Source organism: Pseudarthrobacter sp. TE3704 (assembly GCF_056279405.1).
Window position 1 is genome coordinate 427,439 of record NZ_JBWCCJ010000003.1, and the last position, 20,893, is coordinate 448,331.

The window sequence follows — 20,893 nt, forward strand, 5'->3', positions numbered from 1 at the left end:
AGGACTGTTTACATGAAGTGGATTCTTCTCGCCGGCGCGATCCTGAGTGAGGTGACGGCATCCCTCTCCCTGAAAGCCGCGCTGGATAATCCTGTCTTCTTCATTGTGGTTGTTGCCGGATACACCGCTTCGTTCGGCTTCCTCGCAGCAGTCCTCCGCAAAGGCCTGGGACTCGGCGTCGCCTACGGCATCTGGGCCGCGCTGGGCGTGACGCTCACGGTGCTGCTGGCCGCCCTCATCTTTGGTGAGGCACTGACCCCGGTGATGATGGTCGGCGTCGCCATGGTCATCGCCGGCGTGCTCTGCGTGGAACTGGGGTCGCACAAAGAAACGGCACAAGAACCCGAGAAAGAAATGGCCCGCTCATGATGTGGCTGCTTCTCGCGGGCGCGATCCTCACCGAGGTCACCGCCACCCTCTTCCTGCGCGTCGCCTCCACCGGCAAGCGCCGCTGGTACATCCCTGTCGCCGCCGGGTACTTCCTTGCCTTCACCCTCCTCACCCTGACCCTGGACCAGGGTATGAGCCTCGGCGTCGCCTACGGCATCTGGGCGGCCGCCGGCGTGGCACTGACCGCCCTGGCCAGCCGGGTCTTTTTCAAGGAGGCCATCACCCCCGTCATGATGCTCGGGCTCGGCCTCATCATCGGCGGCGTCCTGCTGATCGAGCTCGGCGCGGCACACTAGGGCTGAAACCAGCAGCACACTAGGGGGCCGAAAGTGGTGGACGCGGCCCGCCGTCGTGGTCCAAACTGCCTAGATGGACGCACCTGCGGTGTCGATCCGCACACCCGACCAGCGCATCAGGGTTTTCGTCAGTTCCACCCTGCGGGAGCTCGAGCCGGAGCGCCGCGCCGTCCGCGAGGCCGTCGAATCACTGCACCTGGCGCCGGTCATGTTCGAGCTCGGCGCCCGCCCCCACCCGCCGCGCTCCCTGTACCGCTCCTACCTCGCGCAAAGCGACGTGTTCGTCGGCATCTACGGCGGGAGCTACGGGTGGGTGGCGCCCGGCGAGGAGGTGTCCGGGCTCGAGGATGAGTACGCACTGTCCGCCGGCATGCCCAAGCTGATCTACGTCAAGGACAGCGTCACGCGCGAGCCGCGCCTGGACGGGCTGCTGGACCGCATCCGGAACGACGACGACGCCTCCTACAAGAGGTACGGCGACCCGCAGGAACTCGGCGACCTGGTCCGCGCCGACCTCGCCGTCCTCCTCGCTGAGCGGTTTGACGCCAGCCGCCCGGCCGCGGAGGAACCGCCGGCACAACATTACGACGGCGGGCGCGTGCCTGCGCCCTACAGCGCCATCGTGGGCCGCGGCGGCGCCATCGCCACCGTCCGTGAACTGCTGGACCGGCCTGACGTAAGGCTCGTGACGCTGGTGGGTCCCGGCGGGATCGGCAAATCACGGCTCGCCATCGAAGTCGCCGCGGAAATCGCCAAGGAGGGGACCGACGTCGTTTTTGTCATGCTCGAATCCGTGCGGTCGGCGGAGTTCGTCCCGGCGGCCATCGCCCACGAGCTCGGCGTCCGCGACGCCGGCGACGGGCCGCTGGAGGACAAACTGGTCACGGCGCTGCAGGGCCGCCGCCTCCTGCTGGTGCTCGACAACATGGAACATGTTCTGGACGCCACCGCCGTCGTTATGAAGCTGATCTCGGCGCTGCCGGAACTCACGCTCCTGGTCACCAGCCGCTCTCCCCTGCGGGTGCGCCCCGAGCGCACCTACGAGGTGGCGCCGCTCGACGTGCCGGCGGAAGACGCCCGGCCCGCACCCGAGACCGCCGCCGGCATCCCGTCCGTGGCGCTGTTCGTTGAGCGTGCCCGCGCGGTGCGGCCCGACTTCGGGCTGACCCAGGCCAACTGCACGGCGATGCTCGGGATCTGCCGTGCCCTCGACGGCGTTCCGCTCGCCCTCGAACTCGCAGCAGCCCGCATCCGCACGCTCACCCCCGAATCCATCCTGCAGCGGCTCGGCACCGGACTGGGCCTGCTGTCCGGCGGTGCCCGGGACCTGCCGGAACGCCAGCGCACGCTGACCGGAACCATTCTGTGGAGCGTGGACCTCCTGCCGGCATCCGCGCGCGCCGCCCTGGCCCGGCTCGCCGTCTTCACCGGCCCGTTCACCCTGGCGGCGGCAGAGGCAATGGTGGGCGAGGGAGCCCTCGATGCCCTCGACGCCCTGGTGGAGTCCAGCCTGGTGAGCCAGCGCGACGTCGGCGGCGAGAGCGTCTTCACCCTCCTCGCCACCGTCCGCTCGTTCGCAGCCTCGCTCAGCACCAAGGAGGATTGGGACGCCGCCCGAAACGACCACGCGCAGTACTTCTTCGGCCTCGCCCACGCGGCCGCGCACGGGCTGCGCACCGGCGACCAGGGCCGCTGGCTCGCCGACCTCACCCTCCAGCGGGCCGACCTCGCCTCGGCCGTCGGGTGGCTCACCACCCAAGGGCAGTGGGACCGCGCCGCCGAACTCGCCTGGTCGCTCTACCTTTACCTCTGGCTCGGCGGCCTGCTGGGCCAGGTCCGGCTCTGGATGACGCGGCTGCTCGATGAAGCGGCGGCGCGCGGTGAAACCCTCCCCAGCCGCGCCGAGGCCATCGCCCTGTACTTCACCCGGGCCGTCGCCTTCTGGCAGCAGCAGGACGTGGACCTCGTGGGCGGCCTCACCCGCAGCTCGCAGCTCTTCGCCCAGTCCGGCGATGCCTCAGGGGAAGCGCTCGCGCTGGTGTCCGCAGCGCTGGCGCGGCTCGCAGCTCCGGTTCCGGACGTCCAGGGGGCCATCGGCGACCTGGAACGCAGCCTGGAAGGCTTCCGCGCGGGCGGCGACCGCTGGGGCGAGGCGATGTCCCTCGTCACCATGGGACGCGTGCTGCTCGTCACTGGCGAAGGTGAGGCAGCGGCGTCGCGCTTTGAGGAAAGCCTCGCGCTGGCAGGCGAGGAAGGCGAACCCCTCGGCATCGCCATCGCCCTGCACCACCGGGGCTGGGCCCGCATGCTGCAGGACGACGTCGACGGCGCCGCGCAGGATTTCGCGCGCGGCCTGGAGATCTCGGCGGGCCTCAGCCACGACGAAGGCATCGCGTACGGCCTCGAAGGACTGGTGGCCGTCGCGGCGAGGCACGGCGACGTGGCCCGCGCCGGTGAGCTGGCCGGCGCCGCAGAGGCGCTGCGCCAGCGGACGGGCCTGTTCAATGCCGCCGTCGCCTCCTTCCACGGACCGGTGGTTGAGGCCCTGCGTTCGGGCGGGCTGGGCGGAACGTTCGACGACGGCGCCTCCCGCGGCCGTTCCCTGCCGCTGACGGAGGTGCTCGCCCATGCCAACGCTTAAGGCGGTCGCAGGGACCGACCGCGTGCTGCGCCCGGTGCGGTGGTTGGCTGCCTTCATCCTGCCGTTCCTCCTGATCGCCGCCACCATCCTCGTTTTCCTCCCGGGCCGCATCGCGGAGCTGTTCGCCTGGCCCATCAGGCCGCCCCTCACCGGAATGATCCTGGGCTCGGCGTACATTGGCGGGATCATCTTCTTCGCCGCTGTCCTCCGGACGGGCCAGTGGCACCGCGTGCGGCGCGGATTCCTGCCCGTCTTCGTCTTTGCGTCACTTTTGGGCATCGCCACCGCGCTGCATGAAGGGCTGTTTACGCGGAACCTCTCGTTTTTCGCGTGGGCGGCGCTCTACGCGTCCACGCCGTTCCTCGTGGCCGCGGCCGCCCTCGCCCAGCGCGGGGCGGATCCCCGCCTGGCAGCGCCGCGCGATGTGCTGATCCCGGACCATGTGGCCCGGGCGCTGGTGGGGGTGGGCGGCGTGGCCACACTGACGGGCCTGGTGATGTTCCTGTTCCCGGCGCTGTTCATTCAGAGCTGGGGCTGGGACCTCACTCCGCTGACCGCCCGGACGCTGGGCGCGGTCCTCAGCCTCACCGGGTTCGTAAACGCGCCCATGGTGGTGGACCGCCGGTGGAGCAGCTACCGCGTCCTCTTTGCCGCCCAGCTGGTCAGCCTCGTATTCATCCTGGCCTCGGTCGCCGTCGGACGTTCCGACGTGCACTGGGAGCGGCCTGCCGCGTGGGCCTTCGTGACCCTCGTGCTGCTCGCCCTCGTGTCCTACGGAGCGCTCACGGTGTGGGCCGAGCTGCGGCTGAGGCGCGCGGGGGCGTCCGCCGGCACCACCGCCGAACGTTTCGGGTAGGGCTTAGGCTGGCCCTAGACGCAATGGACAGGAGACCGAAGTGGCCGAGACACTGACCGCCCCGCAGGTGGCTGAGCTGATGGCCGAGCTCGCCGCGCTCGAGGACCCCAGGGCGCGCGAGGTGAACGAAAAGCACGGTGACGACCACGGCGTGAACCTGGCCAAGCTGCGCGCCATTGCCAAGCGGCTGAAGATCCAACACGAGCTGGCATGCCGGCTCTGGGCGACCGGCGACACCGCGGCAAGGCTGCTGGCACTCCTGGTCTGCCGGGCCAAGGCGTTCGAAAAGGACGAACTGGACACCATGCTGCGCGAGGCACGGTCCCCCAAGGTGCAGGACTGGCTGGTGAACTACGTGGTGAAGAAGGGCCCGCACGCCGAAGAACTGCGGCAGGCCTGGTTCACCGATCCGGATCCGATAGTGGCCAGTGCCGGCTGGGCACTGACCAGCGAACGCGTGGTGAAGAAGCCCGAGGGCCTCGACCTTGGCGGTCTGCTGGACATCGTCGAGGCGGAGATGCAGGGTGCGCCTGATCGGCTGCAGTGGGCCATGAACACGTGCCTGGCGCAGATTGGGATTGAGCACCCCGGGCACCGCGCCCGTGCCTTGGACATTGGCGAGCGCCTGCAGGTCCTCAAGGACTACCCCACACCCCCGGGCTGCACGTCGCCGTTCGCGCCCAGCTGGATCAATGAGATGGTGCGCCGGAAGCAGGATCAATAGGTCCTGAAACCGGATGACCTGCCTACACCAGCTTGTTCACAAGGGCCGGAAGGTCCTTCACGCCGTCCAGGATGGCGTGGTGCGGGTGGCGGCGGAGCTCCGCGGCGCCGAGTTTTCCTGTCAGGACGCCGACGCCGGTTACCCCGGCATTCGCTGCAGCCTGGAGGTCGTTCACGGTGTCGCCCGCGGCGAGGACCCGGGACACCTGCAGCACGCCGGTGCGTTCCATGGCACGGTGGATCATGTGCGGTGCGGGCCGCCCGCGCGGCACCTCGTCGGAGGTGACGACGGCGTCCAGCAGCTCGCCGTCGCCGATCTTCCATTCCAGCGCGGCAAGGAGCGGACCGGCCACATCGCGGGAGAAGCCCGTGGTGAGCGCGATTTTGATCCCCGCGGCTTTGAGCTGGCGCAGGGCCGTCTCCACTCCTTCGAGGGGAACCGGGGCATTCGCCCCGTACAGGCCAGCGAGGATGTCCTGGAACCGCATGAAGGCGTCCGCGACGCGTGTGGGATCGGCGGCAACGCCTCCCAGCTCCATCAGCGCTGCGATGGCCTCGGTTTTGTCCGCGCCCATCCATGCCTGAAGGTGGGCAGCGGTGACCTCCGCCCCGGTTTCCCGGACGGATTGCTCCAGGGCGCGGTACACATCCCCGTGCTCGTCGATGGTGGTTCCGGCCATGTCGAGGGCGACAAGTTCGATCATTAAGGGGTCCTTAGGCAGTGGTGGGCACCCGCACCAGGTTGGCGCGGTGCTCGCTGGTATTTTCGATGGTGAAGTTGGTGATGCCCGGGACGTACCGGTCATCGGAATATTCGATGGGCTGGCCGGCTGCGGACGACGTCAGGCGCCGTTCCCGGAGCAGGGGCGCGCCGGGCTGTACGCCCAGCAGTTCCACATCCAGGCTGTCCGCGGCAACGGCGTCAATGGTGTGGCGGCCGCGGCTCAGGTCCACCCCGTTTTCTTTGAGGTAGCTGAAGATTGACCCGCTGTCCGTATCGAAGTCGAAGAGCAGTTTTCCTGCGCTGAGGATGAAGCTGGTGCGCTCCACCATGGCCGGGGTGTCGCCCAGCAGGCGGAGGCGCAGGACTTCCAGCACGGGTTCGCCCTCCTTGATACCCAGTTGCGCTGCGACATCGGCTGAGGCCGGCCGCTTGGCGATTTCCCGGGTCTGCTGTCCGGGACTCCTGCCAATGGACCCCGCCCATTCGGTGAAGGACATGAACGTCGTGAAGGGCTGGGACAACGCTGCGCGCCCCGCCACCGGTTGCTTGCCCCGCCCGCCCAGGATCAGGCCTTCCTTGCGCAGTGCGGACAGGGCCTGGCGCACGGTCCCGCGGGATGCCTCAAACTCACGGCAGAGCTCAGCCTCGCTGGGAATCTGGAAACCCTCCGGCCAACTGCCGGACGTGATGCGGCCGCGCAGTTCATCAGTCAAACGCTGATGCAGGGGCAGGAGATGAGATACGGACATAACTTGATCATACAAGTTGCAGAACATATCTTGCCTGTTTCGGCCGGGCTCTGGATGAATGAAACGTTATTTCTGACCCATCCGAATGAACAGGCCGTTAACTTGTTCAGACAAGTGCCGTTTCAGCTTGATTGCCACTTTCGGGATGGCCACTATCAATGCTGTGACTACCCAAAACCCCCAAAACCACCCCGCTGGCCTTCCTTCCGCCGTGGACGTCCTGGTGGTCGGCGCAGGAATCGTGGGCCTCGCCCACGCCGCCCTCGCCGCCGACCGCGGGCTGACCGTTATGGTCATCGACCGGGACCACCAGGCCGTTGGTGCATCCGTCCGCAACTTCGGCCATTGCTGCATCACCGCCCAAACCGGGGAGCTCTACGACCTGGCCATGACAGGACGCAAGCACTGGCTGGACTTCTCCGGCCGCGCCGGATTCTGGTCCAGCGAGGCCGGGGCCATCGTGGTGGCCACCACCCAGACTGAAATGCAGGTTCTGCAGGAACTGGCAGGAGCGCGGGAACCCGGGCAGATCGTTGTGCTCACGGCCGCCGAAACACTGGCCAGGCTGGGACGCCGCACGGACCCGGAGTCCGGAACCGGCGTTGTTGGCGGCGCCTGGCTGCGCGACGACCTGCGGGTGGACCCACGGACCACCGTCAGTACCCTCGCGTCCTGGCTCGACTCCCGCGATGACGCATCCGTGCACTGGAACACCACCGCGCTGGGATTTGGGGCAGGAACCACCCGCACCGCACGGGTGCGGACAAGCCGCGGCGATGTCGAAGCGGACCGCGTGTTTGTGTGTGTTGGCCACGATGTGGACGTGCTCTTCCCGGATCTCGCCGAGGAACACCGGATCGAGCGGTGCAGCTTGCAGATGGCATCCGCGGAGCGGCCCGGGAAACTGGACCTGCAGCCGGCGGTCCTGACCGCCACGTCGATGCTGCGCTACGGCGCCTTCGTTGAACTCCCCTCGGCGCCGGCCCTGCTGGCCGAGGTCCAGGCCAAGAATCCTGCACTGCTGGCCGTGGGTGCCAACGTGATGTTCACTCAGCGGCCGGACGGAACCCTGCTTTTGGGCGACTCCCATGACTACGGAAAGTCCGTACCGCCCTTCCTGCAGGAATCCACCACCAGCCTCCTCCTGGACCGGATCCAGGCGGTGCTTGGCGTGGAGAGCCTCGCCGTGAAGGAAAGGTGGCAGGGCATCTACGCCTCCAGCGACGTTGGCCCGTTACTCGTGGCCGACGTGGCACCGGGAGTCACCGCCGTGTCAGTCACCGCCGGCATCGGCATGACCGTCTCCTTCGGCGTGGCCGAACGCAACACCAAAGCCTTTCTCTAACCCGCCAATTCTTGCCAATCTCCAAAGGACACCATGAAAAGCCGTTACCTGGCCCTGCTACCCGCTGCGCTGCTCACCGCCGTCGGACTTTCCGCCTGTACCGGCGGGCCGGTCGAGAGCGCCTCAGCCAACACGCCCGCCTACTGCTCCGACGGGCCGCTCAAGTTCGGCATCGAGCCTTACGAGGACCCGGCGAAGCTGGAACCTGCCTACCGTGTCCTGGCTGATGCCATGGAGAAACACATGGGCTGCGACATCGAGGTCCAGGTAGTGGAGGACTATTCAGCAGAGGTGCTGGCCATGGCCAATGACCGCTTGGACATCGGCCAGTTCGGACCCATGGGCTACGTCTTCGCCAGCAGCAAGGCCGGCGCCGAACCCGTGGCCTCGTTCGGGACGGCGGACGGGAAGCTGAGCTCCTACACGGCGGGCATTTGGGTTGCCAAGGACTCCGATATCCAGTCCATTGAGGACCTCCGGGGCAAGGACGTTGCCCTTGGCGGCGTGGGATCCACCTCCGGCGATGTCCTCCCGCGGTACGGCCTCAAAACGTCCGGCATTGCCGAGTCCGACCTGAATATCAGCTACGCGGGCGGGCACCCGGAGGCCCTTCTGGCTTTGACCAACGGGACTGTGGACGCCGCCCAGATCAACTCCCAGACGTTGGCGTCAGCAACAGCGGCGGGCACGTTCAAGGCCGAGGACTTCCGGCAGGTGTGGACGTCGGAAGCAATTCCGAACGATCCCATCACCATCCGCGGAAACGCCGATCCTGCCCTAAAGGAAGCCGTACGGGACGCGCTGCTCAACCTGCCGGCCGAGGCCATTGCCGAGGTTGGCGCCTTCCTGGACGTGACTCCTCCCGGCCCGCTCCTTGCGGTGAGCAAGGAAACGTACCAGCCGCTGTTCGACCTCGCCGCCACCATGGGGCTTACCGAGGAAGACCTGTGACGGCGCTGGAGGTAACCGGCCTGACCAAGGCCTTTGCAGGAAGAACAGTCCTGGACGGCGTGGACTTTACCGTCCGGGCCGGCGAACTGGTGGCATTCCTGGGCGCCAACGGCTCAGGCAAGTCCACCACCCTGAAGTGCGTGATGGGCCTGACTGCGCCTGATGCCGGCGCCATCCGGCTCCACGGAGAGGATCTTGGCCGGCTTCAGGGAGCGGCGCGGATCAGTGCCCGCAGCAAGGCAGCCATGGTTTTCCAGAAGATCCACCTGGTACCCCGGCGGACGGCCCTGGAGAACGTCTGTTCCGGCGGGCTCCTGCGTGCCAGGGGCCTGGCCTCCGTCAGCCCTGCGTTCTTCGCAAAGGAACTCAAGGAGGAGGCCATGGCCTGCCTGGACCGGGTGGGCCTCGCCGGGATTGCCTTGGAACGCACCGGGAGGCTGTCCGGCGGCCAGCAGCAGCGGGTCGCCGTTGCACGGGCCCTGTGCCAGCGGGCCTCCGTACTCCTCGCTGACGAACCCGTCTCAGCCCTTGACCCGCACGCGGCCGAACAGGTCATGGCACTGCTGGCCGAGTTGGCGCATGCGGAGGATCTCGCGGTTGCCGCCGTCCTTCACCAGCCGGACCTCGCGCTCCGGTACGCGGACCGCTCCATTGGCCTCCTCCAGGGAAAGATTGCGTTCGACGGCGGCCCTGGCGCCTTGACGCAGGACGTCCTGGACACGCTGTATGCACCTGACAGGATCGCCGCATGAACCGCACCGTGCAGGGCCCGGCGGAAAGAGCAGTGCGGGCCACGTCCATGCCGGTGCCTCCGGCCCGCCGCCAGTGGGCCCGGTCCGGGCTGGCCACTGCCGCTGCCGGCGCCATCGTGCTGTTGCACGTGGTGGCACTCGAGAGCACGGAATTCCAGCCGGCTTTGCTGATCGACGGCGCGCACGGCATGGGCACATTCCTTGCCGAGGCCTTCCCGCCGGACCTGGACTGGGAACGCGTCCTGAAGCCAAGCCTGGAAGCAACTCTCGTCACGCTGTGGATCGGGCTGCTGGGCACCACCCTCTCAGTACCAACCGCCCTGCTGCTCGCCGTACTGGCCTCCACCACCAGCTCCCCGCATCCCCTGGTTTACCAGGCAGCCCGCGCAGTCCTGTCCTTCTTCCGGGCTGTCCCGGATGTGGTTTTCGCCCTGATCTTTGTCACGGCAGTAGGGCTTGGCCCGTTCGCCGGCGTCCTGGCCCTGATCTGCCACAACACCGGCGTCATGGGGAAGCTGTGGGCGGAAGCCATGGAGGAAAGTGACCAGGGACCTGTGCAGGCACTGGCCACGGCCGGCGCCACCCGCATGCAGCAGACGTTCCACGCCGGCATCCCGCTGGTTATCCCCCAGTTCGTGGGGCTGCTGCTCTACAGGTTCGACGTCAACGTCCGGTCCTCGCTGGTGCTGGGCCTGGTGGGTGCCGGCGGTGTTGGCCTGCTCATCAACCAGGCCATCAAGTCATTCCAGTTCGACGCCATGCTGACCCACATCATGGTGGTGCTCGTACTGATAGTGGTTGTTGACCAAGCCTCTGCACTGATCCGGCGCAGGCTCGCCTGACGTCCACACCTCCGCAGGCTTGGGCGGAAGCCCCCACGCGAGTCGGGCTCCAGCGCGGGGGCTTCCTTTGCTTCCGTGTTGGGGGAACTAAACGTGGAAACAGGTAGAAATTTACCCGCCAGTAATCTCGGTTCCAGACCGTTTCGGCCCGCTTGCGCAAATCTTGATTAAACCTTGAGTAGTGCCCCGCCTCGATGAGGCTGGGCACTACTCAGGGGTCGGGGTGGTTGGTCGCCTAGCCGATCAGGGTGGTGATGAGCCTGATGGAGGAGGCGATGATGGCGATGAGGCCGATGGCTCCAAAGAGGTTGTGCCACCACTTGTTGCGAAGATCGCCCATGACAGAGCGCCTGTTGGCCATGATGACAATCAGGAGGCCCAGCATGGGGGCGATGAGGACGGTCAGGGATTGGGCGATGACGATCAGGGCCACCGGTGAGGACTGGAAGGACAGGGTGATGATCAGGCCGAAGGCGAGGATCATGCCGGTGACGATGCGGGCGGCAGGCGATCCTGCCTTCGCGCCCCGTCCCATGGCATCGGAGAGCATGGTGCCGCCGGCGGTGGCGTTGGCGATCATGGACGAGAACGCTGCTCCGGAGAGGCCGAGGGCGAAGAGCATTGCACCGACGGGGCCTGCCAGCGGCGTGAAGATGGACGCGAGGGCGCTGATGGTCCCGGCTTCCGCTCCGGTTTTGCCGAGGACTGCCGCGGCGACCATGATGACCAGGGCCGTCATGATGCCGGGGGCGACGATGCCGGGGATCGTGTCGACGAGGGTGATGTCGCGGTAGTCGGCGCGGGTGCGGCGGTGTTCCTTGATGCCGTAGGAGGTGTAGAAGGCGGCGTTGATGGAGAAGTTGGTGCCCACGAGCGCGACGATGAGGATTTCGCTTCCGGCCGGAAGGGTGGGGACCATGCCTTCAAGGGAGCGGTACCAGTCAGGCTGTGCCACCACGGTGCTGGCGATGAAGGCGATGCCCATGAGGACAACAATGACCAGAAGGGCTTTTTCGACGATCCCGTAGACGTTCTTGAAAGCCAGGACGAAGGCGACGGCGGCGGTGCAGACGACCGTCCAGAGGACCGGGGATCCGCCGAAAATGAGCGATAGTCCCAGGCCGGATCCAACGGCGTTGCCGACGGAGAACATCAGCGTGATGCCGAAGACGCCGAATCCTGCCAGGACGCCCACCCAGTTGCCGAGGTGTTCCTTGATGGAGGTGATCAGGGAGGTGGGAGTGGCGATGCCGAGCCTGACGCTCATGTCCGTGAAGAAGATCATCAGGATGGTGGAGACCGCAATGACCCAGACGAGGCTGTAGTCGAAGCGGCTGCCGGCCTGGACTGCGGTGGTCAGATTGCCGGGTCCGAATTGCCACGCTCCGACGACGAAGGCCGGGCCCATGAGGGCAAGGTAGCCCAGGAACGTCCGGCGCTTTCCAGTTCCTGCCGGTGCGGGGTGTACGTGCGGTGCAGCCATCTTCTGTTCCGTCGATCCGGGATGGGTGATGGTCCTATTGTGCTCGCGCATCTGCGAGTCCTCCTTATACAGCGACATTGCTGGGGGCGTGCGTTGGCCCGGGATGGAGAGTAAAAGCTGGGGCACGGGCGGCGGGCCAAAGGGCCCGCCACCCGTGAGGACCCGTGATGGGTGGGGTCAGACGGCAGCGGTGGCGGTGACCTTGCCGATGTTTGCGGCGGCGAAGGCTTCCGCGATTTCGGTTTCGGCGCCTTCGGGCAGGGGCAGGAGCGGGGTGCGGACTGTGGCGTGGTCCAGGATGCCGCGGTTCACGAGGCCCCACTTCAAGGCGACGGTGCCCTCCATATGGGAACCGCGGTGGTAAACGTTCTTGGTCACCGGCAGCAGCCGCTCATGAATTGCGTGTGCACGCGGGTAGTCCTGCGCCTTGCCGGCCTCGATCAGTTCGACGAGCAGTTCGGGGGCGATGTTGCCGTAGCCGACGAGCAGGCCGTCAACATCGAACATTGTCGGCAGCAGGTACTCGTCATGGCAGGACAGCACCTGCAGCTCGGGATACGCGGCGCGCAGCGCGGGGATCTCCGTGTACCACCGGCGCATGTTCCGGACACCGTTCTTCGTTGCAAAGACGCCCTCCTGGCCGGCGATCTCCAGCTGCGTCTCGAGGTCGTAGGTCGCCTTGGTGTTGTCGGGGTACTGGAAGAGAATCAGCGGCAGACCGGACTCTTCATAGATCTCCTGGTAGCGCGACTGCGGGGCGCCCTTCTGGTAGCCGAAGCGCAGCCACCCGTGCGAGGGGTAGACGAGACCAGCTGACGCGCCGGCCTCGACGGCCTTCTTCGCCTCGAGGGCCGCGGTCTTGTTGCCTTCCTTCGTGATGCCCGCCACGACCGGTACACGGCCGTCGGTCGAGGCCACGAACGCACGGATAACGTCCAGCTGCTCCTCTTCAGTAAGGAACGTGCCTTCGCCGGCGTGCCCCAGGACGACGAGGCTCTTCACGCCCTCAATCGATCCGAGCCACGAACCCAGACGCTGGATCGCAGCGAAGTCGACAGCGCCATCTTCGGTGAACGGGGTGACAGGTGCGGGGCTGAGTCCGCGGAGATCGAGTGTCATTGCAGCTACCTTCTTCTCTTCTTTGATGGTCGGCAGTCCCGCGATGCTTTTTCTCGGATGAGAACGTTTGCGGGAACGTTTTCATTGTGCGCCGTGTCACAGGCCACTGTCAAGAGAACGTTTGCAGATTTCAGGAATAGAGTGTCTGTACACCGCCAAGGAAGAGGAGAACCGCCATGGAACGGGCCACGCCGGGCACCATCGTCACGCTGAAGGACGTTGCCGCAGCCAGCGGCGTGAGCATTTCCACCGCCAGCCGCGCCCTGGATGAACGGACCGCTTCCCGTTCCGCTGCCGCCGCGCATGTCCGGAAAGTTGCCGAAGAGCTGGGCTACCGCAGGAACTCCTTTGCCTCCAGCCTTCGCCGCGGCGAGACACGGACCCTGGGCGTCCTGGTCCCCCGCCTCAGCGACACGGTCATGGCGCTGATGTTCGAGGAACTCGAACGTGCCGCGGCCGCCCGCGGATACTTCGCGATGGTGGCCACCAGCGGGGACGATCCCAATGATGAACGCCGTGCTGCCGAGACGCTGCTCGACCGGAACGTTGACGGGCTGATCCTTGCCACGGCACGGCTCGACGACGAGCTTCCGCGGCTGCTGCGCGAGCGCAACGTGGCGCACGCACTGGTCCTCCGCACGGACGGCGCAAGTCCTTCCGCCCTGGGGGATGACGAGGTGGGCGGCTACCTTGCCGTCCGCCACCTGATCGACCTCGGACACCGGGACATCGCCGTCGTTACCGGCCCGTCCTTCACTTCAACCGGCATCGCACGCCTGGCCGGAGCGCGCAGGGCCTTGAACGAGGCAGGCATTGTTCCCCGCGAGGACTGGGTCATTGCGGGCGGCTACGGCATTGAGAACGGGTTCGAAGCAGGCGAAGCCCTGTTGGACGCGGCCGCCCGCCCCACCGCCGTATTCGCCGCGAACGACAACATCGCCATGGGAATCATGTCAGCGGCTCACCGGCATCATTTGAGGATCGGAACCGATGTAGCACTGGTGGGCTACAACGACACGCCCCTGGCGTCACGGCTCCCCACTCCCCTGACCTCGGTCCACGTCCATCTGGACCAGATCGCCAGGACCGCCATCGACCTCATCATGGAGCCCGGCTCGGAACCGCGGGTTCGGAAGTCCATTCCCACGCTGATTCCGCGCGAATCCAGCGGGCCGCGGTTCGAAGGGAAATCCGGCAGGTCCTAGCCCCGCTAAGGCTCCTCGGTGGCGTCCGGGTCCTCTTCGGGCTCGAAGGTGTTCGGCTCGGCATCGGCTGAGATGCCAATGCCATCGCCACCCCTGGGGATCCCGCCGTCGTTCTTGCCTTCGGTACCTGCTGCGCCCTCGCGGGGCTCGTCCTCAGGCAGGGAATCGGGTGAGTTGATGGTCATCGCTCCTCCTTCATTGGCCGGGCCTCCACGCTAACAGCCCTCGGCTGGAAAGGCGCCGAAGGTTGTGTTTTTATTTACCGCGGCCCCGCAACCGGACCGGCCGCTTTCAGGATGACGTCCAGTCCTGCAGGGCTTCCGGGCCAGTGCCTGCGGATTGCGTCGGCACCTGCGCGCTTGATGACCGAGCGCAGCACCAGCGCCACGATGACGGCGTCGTCCGCGTAGCCAATCACCGGGATGAAGTCCGGAACCAGGTCGATGGGTGAGAGCAGGTAGGCAAGCAGCAGCACCAGCCGGACGCGGATTCCGACGGCGACAGTGCGGTCCGCGGCCAGCCTGCGGATGAGCCGCAACAGGTCCGGGAGCAGCCGCAGCGCATCCTTCATGGTGACGGTTTCCGGGTGGCGGCGTGCGTAGAGCCACAGGAGGAACAGGAGCACGGCGTATGCCAGCAGCACCCCTGCCACGATTCCGGCGACGGTTTCCCAGGACATCCTTCACCCCTCCGCAGGGCCGGAAGGGTTCCGGCTCCTGTACGAGGGTACGCCGGAACGGACGGGTGGAAATTCGTCCTGTCTACGGCGTCATGCGGTAGCCCACCCCGCGGACGGTTTCCACCCAGCGGGGACGGCCGGAATTGTCGCCCAGCCTCTTGCGGAGGTTGCCGATGTGCACCTCCACGGCACGCTCCTCACCGGCGCTGACGAAGGACCCGGTGGCATAAGGCTCATTGCGCAGGCGCCGGACCAGGTCAGCCTTGCTCTGCACCGTCCGGCCGCCCTCCATCAGGAACAGCAGGAGATCGAACTGGGTGCGGGTCAGGTCCACCGGCACTCCGTCGATGGCGGCCTGGCGGGAGGCTTCATGGAGGGTTAACCCCCGGTGGGCAAAGTCGCAGCGGTCCGGAGGCGTTGCAACGTCCGGCCCGTCGTCCGGCTGCTGAACGGCAGCGGCCGCCTGGGGATGTTCGGACAGCTGCCGGGGCTGGCGACGGCCGGGGCGGCGCCTGCCCTGCGGGCGCTCGGCGGGAGCGGCCTGCAGGGTGCGGGGCCGGCGCAGCATCGCGGCAATCCGGGCACGCAATTCCCGGGGCCGGAACGGCTTGGTGAGGTAGTCGTCAGCACCCGCCTCGAATCCCATCAGCGCGTCGGCCTCGTCCACCCGGCCGGTGACAATGATGAGGTAGGCGTCGCTGAACGTCCTGATCCGCCGCGACGCTTCGATCCCGTCAAAGTCCGGCAGCCCCACGTCCATGGTGACGATGTCCGGATTGTGGGTACGGACCGCTTCGACGCCAGCCCAGCCGGAGGACGTCGAGTGCACGGCAAACCCGGACTGCTGCAGCACCTCCGTCAGGGCGGACCTGATGTCGTCGTCGTCCTCGACCACCACGGCAACACCGCGCTCCACCATGCATGCCCCGCATCCCGTATTGACGTACTCATAGTGCATTCGGTGACGCAAGCCCGACGGATGGCTTTTTTGTAAGGTCTGCGGAATGCGCTCCTGAGCCTATCCAATGAAATAGGGCAAATTGGCTTTCCTTGGCACAGGTTGAGTGATTCTTGAGGTTCGCAAATATGGCATTTCTTTTACGATTTTTCGCTCGCCTTCTCGAGGCCGCCATCGGCTTCGGCCGGTGACGTAGTCGCAGGTCACACGCGTGTTGTGCACCGTCACCTGCTTTTCATTCCGCTGCGAGGAGCGCCATCAGAAGCGCCGTACAAAATGCGGCGCAGCGCACACACTCCTTCCATAATTGCTCCGCCACATTCCCGATTCCGATACGGCCGGGAATAGGCCTGACAAAATTGAGGTGCAAAAAGCCGCCGCGGCGATAAGGAATCCAGTCGCATAATGAGGACCTGGCCCGGCAGGGCCTCGGCCAGCAGCGACTAAGCGAGCAAAAATCGACGGCGGGATGCGGCTGCGAGCCGGCGCCCCGCCGTCGTTCCTTGCCCCTAAAGCAGCAAAACCAGCAGGGCCGGATGCCGCACCCAGAATTGATGCGATCTTGACTAAAACTTTGCTGACCCCTGCAGTTGCAGGTCCACGCTGAATGCATAAGGACCAACAGCTTGTGGGGAGCAGGACGTCATGGGAAACGAATTAGCCTTTGATGAAGTAACCGCCGTAGGAGGCGTGCTCACGGATCAGCATCCGCTCGACTTCTACACCCTGGGGCTTGCCGGCTGCATCGACCGGCTCACGGTACCCCTCCGTCAGCAAGGGACCGCGGTCCGCTGGGATACTCCGCACTGGGGCATCGAGATTCCGGCGGACTGCGCGTCCCTGCTGTACCAATCCGCACGCGAGGCGCTCAGCAACGCCTACAAGTACTCGGAAGCATCGCAGCTTACCGTCCAGCTTGCCGCGGTAGACCACGGCATCCGCCTTGTGGTGGCCGACGACGGCTCGGGCTTTGACAGCAGGCTCGCCACCTGCGGACGCCACCACGGGTACGGTCTCCGGCTGATGTCCGTGGCCGTCCACGAAGCCGGCGGCAGCGTGGACATCTGCTCCTCGCCGGGGCAGGGCACCAGCGTGACCGTTACCCTGCCGCTGGACTGAGGACACCAGCCGAAAGACCGATGCCCGCCGTCGCTGGACGGCGGGCATCTGCATGTCCCGGGATCGCCCGGAAGCTAGCGCGTCAGCTTGGCGGAGTCGTGCTCGAGGTCGCCGATGTGGCCGGGTGCGTTGGCAGCCAGGACGCGGGCAACGAAGGCTCCATACTCGTCCATGTAGTGGCGCAGGAATTTGGCGGTTCCCTCGTCCTTGACCCCGCCGCCCTCACCGAACACGTCGGCGTTGTAGTGGATGTAGGCTTCCGGAGCATTCAGCTGCGGGGCGTCCAGGAAGCTGAGGACGCTGCGGAACGAGGACTGCATCACCGCGGTACCGATGCTGCCCACCGAGGCGCCGATGATGCCGGTGGGCTTGCGGGCGAACGAGTTGCTTCCCCAGGGCCGGGAGCCCCAGTCGATCGCGTTCTTGAGCGCGCCCGGGATGGACCGGTTGTACTCCGGGGACACGAACAGGATGCCGTCGGAACCCTCGATGGCTTCCTTGAGGGCGCGGCCCTCGGGCGGGAAGTCGGCGTCGTAGTCGTAGCTGTACAAGGGGAGGTCCTTGATGGGGATTTCCGTGAACTCCAGGTCCTCCGGAGCCAGTTTGATCAACGCCTGGGAGAGAACCCGGTTGATGGAGCCGGTAGCCAGGCTCCCCACGAAGTATCCGATCTTGAACGGTGCCATGAGTGCTTCCTTCCACTGGCCGGTCACGCCGGCCGTCCATGTTCGTCTGGAAAAGGTGCCGCCGCTGTACCGAACCAGCGGCGGCGGTTGGTGCTCAGTGCATCACCAGTCCAGCACAGAAGGACGGTCCCGGCCAGAGCGGATGGAAGGTTCTTGACAGGCCCTTTCCGGAAGCGCTCAATGAGCACTATCGCAGTCCCCACCATGTCCACCGCGTCCTCCAAAGGAGCAGAGCAGCCATGACCGAAAATCCACTGCAGGACCAGCGCGTCCATAACGAGGCCCCTGCCGAGGGCGATCCGGACGCTGATCCCACAGACATCCGGGTCCACACCCAGGATCCGGCCGAGGGGGCGGACGTGCCTGAGACTCCTGAAGCCAAGAAGAGCTCGTAAATCCGGCCGTTATCCGGCCACCCCTTGCCGCGCGCCATCACGCGCACCAGGCAGTGAAAGATGCATCCCACCCTTCACCGGCTCACCCTAGCGGCACTGGCCGGAACCTCACCTCGGAAGACACCGCCGCCGTCGTCTGTTTCCCATGCTCTGGAAACCAGCGCCCCCAAAAGGTATGTTGGTAAGCATGCTGATGATTTTTATCGACTCATCAGTTCCCGGTGACAAGTAAAGGAGACGTTATGAGCACGAAGGTGGAAAAACGCATTCTGGTGAACGTACCGGTGAGCACGGCCTATAACCAGTGGACCCAGTTCGAGGAGTTCCCGCATTTCATGGGCGGCGTCAAGAGCGTTACCCAGCTCAGTGACGACCGGCTGGAATGGGTTGCCGAAATCGGCGGCGTCCGCCGGCAGTGGGAAGCGAAGATCCTTGAGCAGGTACCGGACCGCAAGGTTGCCTGGGCAGCTACGGAAGGCGCCACGAACGCGGGCGTTGTCGAGTTCGAGGACATCGGCGGCGGCCAGACCTCCATCCAGCTGACGCTCGAGTACGAGCCCGAAGGACTTATTGAGAAGGTGGGCGACAAGCTCAACGTGGTGGACCGGCAGGCCGAAGCAGACCTGAAGCGGTTCAAGGAGTTCATTGAGGACGAAGGGTATGCCAGCGGCGCCTGGCGCGGCACCGTCAACCCCGGTGCCACCCTTGGCACGCCCGGCGTTGAGGATGCCGCTGCATCCCGCGGAGACTCCGGCAAGGCAGGCGTCTCCGGCAAGGTGGCAGCCGGCCTCGGCGTTGCTGCAGCAGCGGGCGCAGCAGCAGCCATGGCAGCCGGCGGCAACAAGGGCGAAACTGCGGCTGCCGACGAAACAGTAACTCCGGTGGCTCCCGGGGAGCCGGCCACCGTCACGCCGCTGACCACCGACACCACCGTCACAGGCACCACAACAACGGGTACGACGGCGGCAGCCGGCTCCACCGGTTCGGTCGCCGACCTGGGCGATGACAGGATCGGGCACGCCTTCGACCAGACCAACGGCCTGGTGGACACCACCGGCGAGTCCGACGAGACGCTGGAAGGCGAGAACCTCAGCGCCGGCGAGCGCCGCGAGCAGGACCGCCGTCCCGACGGCGGGCTGCCGCCCGTGGGCGGCAACCTCGGCCAGCACTGACCGGCCTGATCCGCGGTAGCCGCACCGCAAAGCGCCGCCCGCCTCTTTCCCGAGGCGGGCGGCGCTTTGCCGTTGATCAGTTGAAGACCCGGCCATCCTGGACGACGTGCTCCAGGTGCTCGGCGATGTCGGCAAGCACGGCGATGTCGGCGAGGGGGTCAGCCGACAAGACCAGCAGATCCGCGTCGGCTCCAGGTGCAACCACCCCTATCTCGCCTTCCCTGCCAAGGAGTTCGGCGGCCGTTGTGGTGGCCGAACGGATCGCATCGATGGCAGGCTGGACCTTGCCCAGCAGGCGGAATTGTTCATTCTGGTGGCGGTGCATCCCGCCCAGCAGGTCGGAGCCGAAGACGGTCTTCACGCCAGCTTCGTGGGCGCGGCCGATGGCTTCCAGTCCGCTGGTGAGCACCGAGTCCACCTTGCCCCACATCTCCTCGGTGAGCCCGAATTCCCGACCCTCCTCTTTCAGCGCCCAGTAAGTAACCAGTGTGGGAACAAGGAAGGCGTCCTTCTCGAGGAAGAGCTGCAGGCTCTCGTCGTCCAGGAGGTTCCCGTGCTCAATGGACCGCACACCGGCTTCGAGCGCCCGGTTGATGGCGCGTGCGGTGTAGGCGTGGGCTGCGACGTACCGGTTGGCCGCCTCGGCTTCCTCCACGGCGGCGCGCATCTCTTCCATTGAGTACTGGGTGGAGTCGATGCGGTCCGTGGGCGATGACACCCCGCCGGAAGCCATGATCTTGATGTGGTGGGCGCCCTTGCGGAGCTCGTCCCGGGCTGCGGCACGGACTGCATCCACGCCGTCCGCTACCCGCCCGATCCCGCAGCAGCCCTTGCGGTTGGGGTCGTGGTCCTCGCCGGGAAGCCGCATGTCGCCATGGCCGCCCGTCTGGCTGAGGGCACGCCCGCAAAAGTGCAGCTTGGGTCCTTCCAGCAGGCCCTCGGCCTGGGCCAGTGCCAGCCCAAAATCAGCACCGGAAAGGTCGCGGACCGTGGTGAAGCCGCGCCGCAACATGGCCCCCATGATCTTTGCGGTCTGCGCATAAACGTACGACGCCGGCGTCCAGGTCAGGGAGCGGAAGTCGGCGCTGGAAGCCACAACATGGACGTGTGCATCGATGAGGCCCGGAAGAACGAACTTGCCGGTGCCGTCGATGATCCGCGCACCGGAGGGGGCGTCGCCGTCGGGACCTACCGTAGTGATCTTCCCGCCGACGCTGACGACGTCGGCGAGTGAATAGGTGCCGGCTTTGACGTCCAACACGCTGGCATTGCGGATTACCAGGGCAGGGCTTCCCGTTTCCGGGGCCTGGGCATTGAGGGTGTCAGTCATTTAAAGGGTGTCCTTCCCGGGGACGTCAGTAGTGGGATGGGCCGCAAAGGCTTCGATGAGTTCCGGCGAGTGTTTATCCACGATCCCGACGGCGGCGTCCACACTTTGCGGCGTGTAGCGGCCTTCCGCGTCGAGCATGGCCAGGACACCAACCACTGTGCCGTGGTCAAGAACGGGGACATTGATGACTCCCCCGCAGCCGAGGCTCTGGATCAGCTCGGAGTCGGCGAAGACGTCGCGCAGCGCGTTGAGGTCGGCTGCGAGGAACGGCTTCTTGTCTTCGATCACTGTTCCCAGCCAGCCGGGTGAGATCTCCACCGTTTTCTCCGACCCCACCGGGTACTCCGCCGGGTGGCTTGTGAAGAGCCGCCGGAGGGCTGACCGTTCCGGGATCCACTGGAGGGCAGTGAAGAGGATGACACCGGGTTCCTGGCGCATGGCGTCAAAGGTCCGCTGGAAGATCACATCAGCTTTCACG

23 protein-coding genes are annotated in these 20,893 nt (G+C 66.2%); 13 read left to right on the forward strand and 10 right to left on the reverse strand.

Going from position 1 to position 20,893, the window contains the following annotated elements; translation table 11 throughout:
• Positions 1-12 precede the first annotated feature (12 nt).
• The 5 genes from ACZ9BC_RS09680 (at position 13) to ACZ9BC_RS09700 (ending at position 4,907) form a co-directional block, all read left to right on the forward strand.
• Positions 13-369, forward strand: coding sequence for a DMT family transporter (locus ACZ9BC_RS09680; RefSeq protein ID WP_476245748.1), 357 nt, complete (start codon positions 13-15; stop codon positions 367-369).
• Positions 366-686, forward strand: a complete 321-nt coding sequence (locus tag ACZ9BC_RS09685; RefSeq protein WP_476245749.1) for a DMT family transporter — start codon at positions 366-368, stop codon at positions 684-686. Before ACZ9BC_RS09680 ends, ACZ9BC_RS09685 begins: the two co-directional genes overlap by 4 nt.
• Before the next feature lie 73 nt (positions 687-759).
• Complete coding sequence (locus ACZ9BC_RS09690; RefSeq protein ID WP_476245750.1) at positions 760-3,327, forward strand: DUF4062 domain-containing protein; 2,568 nt, start codon at positions 760-762, stop codon at positions 3,325-3,327.
• A complete protein-coding gene (locus ACZ9BC_RS09695; protein ID WP_476245751.1) occupies positions 3,314-4,183 on the forward strand; it encodes a hypothetical protein in 870 nt (289 codons plus the stop codon). The genes ACZ9BC_RS09690 and ACZ9BC_RS09695 overlap by 14 nt, the downstream gene beginning before the upstream one ends.
• A gap of 79 nt (positions 4,184-4,262) precedes the next feature.
• Positions 4,263-4,907 (forward strand): DNA alkylation repair protein, encoded by a 645-nt coding sequence (locus tag ACZ9BC_RS09700; protein WP_476245985.1) that lies wholly within the window; start codon positions 4,263-4,265, stop codon positions 4,905-4,907.
• A gap of 22 nt (positions 4,908-4,929) precedes the next feature.
• On the opposite strand, the gene ACZ9BC_RS09705 is transcribed toward ACZ9BC_RS09700, so the two are convergent.
• Together ACZ9BC_RS09705 and ACZ9BC_RS09710 are read right to left on the reverse strand one after the other, a co-directional pair.
• Positions 4,930-5,610: a phosphonatase-like hydrolase gene (locus ACZ9BC_RS09705; protein WP_476245752.1), complete on the reverse strand. Its 681-nt coding sequence runs from the start codon at positions 5,608-5,610 to the stop codon at positions 4,930-4,932.
• Between the two features lie 10 nt (positions 5,611-5,620).
• A complete protein-coding gene (locus tag ACZ9BC_RS09710) occupies positions 5,621-6,379 on the reverse strand; it encodes a GntR family transcriptional regulator (RefSeq protein ID WP_476245753.1) in 759 nt (252 codons plus the stop codon).
• Positions 6,380-6,542: 163 nt separating this feature from the next.
• Here ACZ9BC_RS09710 and ACZ9BC_RS09715 point away from each other — a divergent pair, with 163 nt between their 5' ends.
• Genes ACZ9BC_RS09715 through phnE form a run of 4 tightly spaced genes read left to right on the forward strand, consistent with a single transcriptional unit; the run spans position 6,543 to position 10,269 of the window.
• Positions 6,543-7,724: a TIGR03364 family FAD-dependent oxidoreductase gene (locus tag ACZ9BC_RS09715; protein WP_476245754.1), complete on the forward strand. Its 1,182-nt coding sequence runs from the start codon at positions 6,543-6,545 to the stop codon at positions 7,722-7,724.
• Positions 7,725-7,757: 33 nt separating this feature from the next.
• Positions 7,758-8,675, forward strand: coding sequence for a phosphate/phosphite/phosphonate ABC transporter substrate-binding protein (locus ACZ9BC_RS09720; RefSeq protein WP_476245755.1), 918 nt, complete (start codon positions 7,758-7,760; stop codon positions 8,673-8,675).
• Positions 8,672-9,427 (forward strand): phosphonate ABC transporter ATP-binding protein, encoded by a 756-nt coding sequence (locus ACZ9BC_RS09725; protein WP_476245756.1) that lies wholly within the window; start codon positions 8,672-8,674, stop codon positions 9,425-9,427. Before ACZ9BC_RS09720 ends, ACZ9BC_RS09725 begins: the two co-directional genes overlap by 4 nt.
• On the forward strand, positions 9,424-10,269 hold the full coding sequence (gene phnE, locus ACZ9BC_RS09730; protein WP_476245757.1) for a phosphonate ABC transporter, permease protein PhnE: 846 nt from the start codon (positions 9,424-9,426) through the stop codon (positions 10,267-10,269). The genes ACZ9BC_RS09725 and phnE overlap by 4 nt, the downstream gene beginning before the upstream one ends.
• 235 nt (positions 10,270-10,504) lie before the next feature.
• On the opposite strand, the gene ACZ9BC_RS09735 is transcribed toward phnE, so the two are convergent.
• Both ACZ9BC_RS09735 and ACZ9BC_RS09740 read right to left on the reverse strand, forming a co-directional pair.
• On the reverse strand, positions 10,505-11,803 hold the full coding sequence (locus tag ACZ9BC_RS09735; protein WP_476245758.1) for an Nramp family divalent metal transporter: 1,299 nt from the start codon (positions 11,801-11,803) through the stop codon (positions 10,505-10,507).
• A gap of 126 nt (positions 11,804-11,929) precedes the next feature.
• The gene (locus tag ACZ9BC_RS09740; protein ID WP_476245759.1) at positions 11,930-12,871 is read right to left on the reverse strand and encodes a dihydrodipicolinate synthase family protein; all 942 of its coding nucleotides are present in this window, start codon (positions 12,869-12,871) and stop codon (positions 11,930-11,932) included.
• Between the two features lie 176 nt (positions 12,872-13,047).
• On the opposite strand from ACZ9BC_RS09740, the gene ACZ9BC_RS09745 reads away from it, so the two are divergent.
• On the forward strand, positions 13,048-14,076 hold the full coding sequence (locus ACZ9BC_RS09745) for a LacI family DNA-binding transcriptional regulator (protein ID WP_476245760.1): 1,029 nt from the start codon (positions 13,048-13,050) through the stop codon (positions 14,074-14,076).
• 5 nt (positions 14,077-14,081) lie between these two features.
• Here the strand turns inward: ACZ9BC_RS09745 and ACZ9BC_RS09750 are convergent, their stop codons facing one another.
• The 3 genes from ACZ9BC_RS09750 to ACZ9BC_RS09760 form a co-directional block, all read right to left on the reverse strand.
• Positions 14,082-14,261: a hypothetical protein gene (locus ACZ9BC_RS09750; RefSeq protein WP_115523714.1), complete on the reverse strand. Its 180-nt coding sequence runs from the start codon at positions 14,259-14,261 to the stop codon at positions 14,082-14,084.
• A gap of 74 nt (positions 14,262-14,335) precedes the next feature.
• Positions 14,336-14,755 (reverse strand): YkvA family protein, encoded by a 420-nt coding sequence (locus ACZ9BC_RS09755; RefSeq protein ID WP_079595193.1) that lies wholly within the window; start codon positions 14,753-14,755, stop codon positions 14,336-14,338.
• 82 nt (positions 14,756-14,837) lie between these two features.
• A complete protein-coding gene (locus ACZ9BC_RS09760) occupies positions 14,838-15,674 on the reverse strand; it encodes a response regulator transcription factor (RefSeq protein WP_476245986.1) in 837 nt (278 codons plus the stop codon).
• 684 nt (positions 15,675-16,358) lie between these two features.
• Between ACZ9BC_RS09760 and ACZ9BC_RS09765 the strand changes: the two genes are divergently transcribed.
• Positions 16,359-16,832, forward strand: coding sequence for a sensor histidine kinase (locus ACZ9BC_RS09765; protein WP_115523711.1), 474 nt, complete (start codon positions 16,359-16,361; stop codon positions 16,830-16,832).
• A gap of 74 nt (positions 16,833-16,906) precedes the next feature.
• Here ACZ9BC_RS09765 and ACZ9BC_RS09770 read toward each other — a convergent pair whose 3' ends face one another.
• On the reverse strand, positions 16,907-17,518 hold the full coding sequence (locus ACZ9BC_RS09770; RefSeq protein WP_476245761.1) for an NADPH-dependent FMN reductase: 612 nt from the start codon (positions 17,516-17,518) through the stop codon (positions 16,907-16,909).
• Between the two features lie 239 nt (positions 17,519-17,757).
• Between ACZ9BC_RS09770 and ACZ9BC_RS09775 the strand changes: the two genes are divergently transcribed.
• Both ACZ9BC_RS09775 and ACZ9BC_RS09780 read left to right on the forward strand, forming a co-directional pair.
• Positions 17,758-17,913 carry a hypothetical protein gene (locus ACZ9BC_RS09775; protein ID WP_176156718.1) on the forward strand — a complete coding sequence of 52 codons (156 nt, stop codon included), beginning with the start codon at positions 17,758-17,760 and terminating at the stop codon, positions 17,911-17,913.
• 242 nt (positions 17,914-18,155) lie between these two features.
• A complete protein-coding gene (locus tag ACZ9BC_RS09780; RefSeq protein ID WP_476245762.1) occupies positions 18,156-19,085 on the forward strand; it encodes an SRPBCC family protein in 930 nt (309 codons plus the stop codon).
• A gap of 76 nt (positions 19,086-19,161) precedes the next feature.
• Here the strand turns inward: ACZ9BC_RS09780 and ACZ9BC_RS09785 are convergent, their stop codons facing one another.
• Both ACZ9BC_RS09785 and ACZ9BC_RS09790 read right to left on the reverse strand, forming a co-directional pair.
• Positions 19,162-20,415, reverse strand: a complete 1,254-nt coding sequence (locus tag ACZ9BC_RS09785) for a metal-dependent hydrolase family protein (RefSeq protein WP_476245763.1) — start codon at positions 20,413-20,415, stop codon at positions 19,162-19,164.
• Positions 20,416-20,892, reverse strand: coding sequence for a GAF domain-containing protein (locus tag ACZ9BC_RS09790; protein ID WP_476245764.1), 477 nt, complete (start codon positions 20,890-20,892; stop codon positions 20,416-20,418). It lies immediately after the preceding gene.
• Between the last annotated feature and the right edge of the window lies 1 nt (position 20,893).

Excerpts from the sequence above, each read along its gene's own strand:
- ACZ9BC_RS09680 (WP_476245748.1), top strand. The coding sequence starts at position 13 with ATGAAGTGGATTCTTCTCGCCGGCGCGATCCTGAGTGAGGTGACGGCA.
- ACZ9BC_RS09685 (WP_476245749.1), top strand. The coding sequence starts at position 366 with ATGATGTGGCTGCTTCTCGCGGGCGCGATCCTCACCGAGGTCACCGCC.
- ACZ9BC_RS09690 (WP_476245750.1), top strand. The coding sequence starts at position 760 with ATGGACGCACCTGCGGTGTCGATCCGCACACCCGACCAGCGCATCAGG.
- ACZ9BC_RS09695 (WP_476245751.1), top strand. The coding sequence starts at position 3,314 with ATGCCAACGCTTAAGGCGGTCGCAGGGACCGACCGCGTGCTGCGCCCG.
- ACZ9BC_RS09700 (WP_476245985.1), top strand. The coding sequence starts at position 4,263 with ATGGCCGAGCTCGCCGCGCTCGAGGACCCCAGGGCGCGCGAGGTGAAC.
- ACZ9BC_RS09705 (WP_476245752.1), bottom strand. The coding sequence starts at position 5,610 with ATGATCGAACTTGTCGCCCTCGACATGGCCGGAACCACCATCGACGAG.
- ACZ9BC_RS09710 (WP_476245753.1), bottom strand. The coding sequence starts at position 6,379 with ATGTCCGTATCTCATCTCCTGCCCCTGCATCAGCGTTTGACTGATGAA.
- ACZ9BC_RS09720 (WP_476245755.1), top strand. The coding sequence starts at position 7,758 with ATGAAAAGCCGTTACCTGGCCCTGCTACCCGCTGCGCTGCTCACCGCC.
- phnE (WP_476245757.1), top strand. The coding sequence starts at position 9,424 with ATGAACCGCACCGTGCAGGGCCCGGCGGAAAGAGCAGTGCGGGCCACG.
- ACZ9BC_RS09735 (WP_476245758.1), bottom strand. The coding sequence starts at position 11,803 with ATGCGCGAGCACAATAGGACCATCACCCATCCCGGATCGACGGAACAG.
- ACZ9BC_RS09740 (WP_476245759.1), bottom strand. The coding sequence starts at position 12,871 with ATGACACTCGATCTCCGCGGACTCAGCCCCGCACCTGTCACCCCGTTC.
- ACZ9BC_RS09745 (WP_476245760.1), top strand. The coding sequence starts at position 13,048 with ATGGAACGGGCCACGCCGGGCACCATCGTCACGCTGAAGGACGTTGCC.
- ACZ9BC_RS09750 (WP_115523714.1), bottom strand. The coding sequence starts at position 14,261 with ATGACCATCAACTCACCCGATTCCCTGCCTGAGGACGAGCCCCGCGAG.
- ACZ9BC_RS09755 (WP_079595193.1), bottom strand. The coding sequence starts at position 14,755 with ATGTCCTGGGAAACCGTCGCCGGAATCGTGGCAGGGGTGCTGCTGGCA.
- ACZ9BC_RS09760 (WP_476245986.1), bottom strand. The coding sequence starts at position 15,674 with ATGGTGGAGCGCGGTGTTGCCGTGGTGGTCGAGGACGACGACGACATC.
- ACZ9BC_RS09765 (WP_115523711.1), top strand. The coding sequence starts at position 16,359 with ATGGGAAACGAATTAGCCTTTGATGAAGTAACCGCCGTAGGAGGCGTG.
- ACZ9BC_RS09770 (WP_476245761.1), bottom strand. The coding sequence starts at position 17,518 with ATGGCACCGTTCAAGATCGGATACTTCGTGGGGAGCCTGGCTACCGGC.
- ACZ9BC_RS09775 (WP_176156718.1), top strand. The coding sequence starts at position 17,758 with ATGACCGAAAATCCACTGCAGGACCAGCGCGTCCATAACGAGGCCCCT.
- ACZ9BC_RS09780 (WP_476245762.1), top strand. The coding sequence starts at position 18,156 with ATGAGCACGAAGGTGGAAAAACGCATTCTGGTGAACGTACCGGTGAGC.
- ACZ9BC_RS09785 (WP_476245763.1), bottom strand. The coding sequence starts at position 20,415 with ATGACTGACACCCTCAATGCCCAGGCCCCGGAAACGGGAAGCCCTGCC.